The sequence below is a fragment of the Buchnera aphidicola (Cavariella theobaldi) genome, from assembly GCF_964059165.1.
GTDB lineage: Bacteria > Pseudomonadota > Gammaproteobacteria > Enterobacterales > Enterobacteriaceae > Buchnera > Buchnera aphidicola_BO.
The window spans coordinates 1-1,983 of the sequence record NZ_OZ060415.1 but is presented as its reverse complement, the minus strand read 5'-3'; the positions used below and the strand labels follow the sequence as shown (position 1 = coordinate 1,983).

2 protein-coding genes are annotated in these 1,983 nt (G+C 26.3%); one reads left to right on the top strand and one right to left on the bottom strand.

Annotated features, from left to right (window positions below):
• Window positions 1-173: 173 nt before the first annotated feature.
• Entirely contained in the window at window positions 174-1,025 is an 852-nt protein-coding gene (repA, locus tag AB4W59_RS02770) for a plasmid replication initiator RepA (protein WP_367673370.1), read from the bottom strand.
• A gap of 142 nt (window positions 1,026-1,167) precedes the next feature.
• Between repA and AB4W59_RS02765 the strand changes: the two genes are divergently transcribed.
• Entirely contained in the window at window positions 1,168-1,659 is a 492-nt protein-coding gene (locus AB4W59_RS02765; protein WP_367673369.1) for a TIGR00645 family protein, read from the top strand.
• Window positions 1,660-1,983 lie beyond the last annotated feature (324 nt).

Sequence of the window (1,983 nt, the reverse complement as noted above, 5' to 3'; positions counted from 1 at the left end):
TTATTTTTTAATATAAAAAACTAAAATTTTTTAAAAAAATAATGAAAAAGGAAGAATAATGAAAAAGGAAGAATAATGAAAAAGGAAGAATAATGAAAAAGGAAGAATAATGAAAAAAAAATACCCTACGCTTATGCGTAAAAAAATAACAATAATGTTAATTAAAAAAACAATTAATTATCAGGATATGGATTGTTTGCTATTTTCCGCAAATAAAAATAACTAATATTAACTTGTTTTTTTAATCCTTGAGGTCCCATATTGGTCAATTCACGAATAGAATACTGGGAGACTAAAGCTCTGAGAATAGTTTGTCTTGCTTCTTTTTCATCTAAAGCAATTAAACGCTGTGCATTTTTTCTTTTTTTATAAAAAGTATGTTTAGAAATTCTATATTTAAATATATTTTTTATTTGATTATCTTTAATTTTTCTTTTTGCTTCTATAATGTTTAAAGGTTTATAACCCTTGCTGATACGATTTTTATTAATCCAGCCCAATTGTTGTTTTTTAGCATTTTTTAATTGCTCTTTTGAAATTCCAAACAGCATAAAAAATAAAGGCGTTAACGTAATTATTTTTGGCATATAATTACCTAATACCTTATCCCAGATTTTTTGGCAGGTGACATATCCCATCGGTTCTAAAAAATGTGTAATTAATCGAGAGGCGCGTGTAATGGATTTATTGCCTAGAGCAGATAATGTAGATAAATGGCATTCATCTGACAGTTGTTCAACAGACGCTTGAACTAAATCCGATGAGATATTAAAATGGTACAGCATAGCCAAAACCATGGCTCTCATTGCACGAGCTCTGTGTTCATTTAAACGTCTATATCTTTTAATAAAAAGACCCGTTTTTAGATTCTTAGGTTGAATGACATAGTTTAATGCACTGCGTGCTACATCTATTTCAGATGCTTTTTTCATTGCATAACAAATAAAAGCGGGTCTGCGTTTATTGCCTTTAGGTGTTTGAAAGATTGGATTTATATTGTATATATAACTTTTTCTAGATGTCATATTATGGTACTTTTAAAATGTTAAGTAAAAGAGTTTATATTTTAAAAAATATAATTATTTGAAATATAAAATAGGGGCTAATATAAAATATTTTTACACTTTTTATTGTATTATATCATATGAGTAAAAAATAGGATACAAAATGATAAACATTATTGAAAAAATCATATATGCTTCACGTTGGCTCATGTTTCCGGTATATGTAAGTTTGTCGTTCGGTTTTATATTGTTAACACTGAAATTTTTTCAACAAATTGTTTTTGTTGTTCCAGATATTTTAACTATGTCGGAATCGGGATTGGTGTTAGTAGTTTTGTCGTTAATTAATATTTCTTTAGTGGGGGGGCTTTTAGTGATGGTGATGTTTTCTGGTTATGAAAATTTTATTTCTAGAATGGATATTCAAGATGACGGTAAAAGATTGGGGTGGATGGGGACTATGGATGTGAATTCAATTAAAAATAAAGTCGCTTCTTCGATTGTAGCCATCTCCTCTGTACATTTATTACGTCTTTTTATGGAGGCAGAAAAAATATCAGATAACAAAATTATATTGTGTGTGGTAATACACTTATCTTTTGTCTTATCTGCCTTCGGAATGGCATATATTGATAAAATGAGTAAAAAAAAATAAATGTTTATTTTTTCAAAAATATTTTTTTTTTTGATCAATTTACAAGTTGTAAAAATTTTTTCGTTTGTATATTTTATATTATAGACAAATTGTTTAATTTTTTTTCACAATATAAAAATTTTTTAAAAAATCTATATTTAATATCATTGTATACAAAATTAACATATTAAAATCGCGCAATTGAAAATATATTACTTTTTTAGCGCGGTTTTAATTTTTCAATTTCCTCATTATGTTTATTTATCTTTTATTTAATGTTTAAACACAGTTATTTTGCATGTATCTCTTAGAAAGCATCTATTGAAAAATTCAATATGCATTTAT

Coding starts and splice junctions, on each gene's coding strand:
- repA (WP_367673370.1), bottom strand. CDS start 1,025: ATGACATCTAGAAAAAGTTATATATACAATATAAATCCAATCTTTCAA.
- AB4W59_RS02765 (WP_367673369.1), top strand. CDS start 1,168: ATGATAAACATTATTGAAAAAATCATATATGCTTCACGTTGGCTCATG.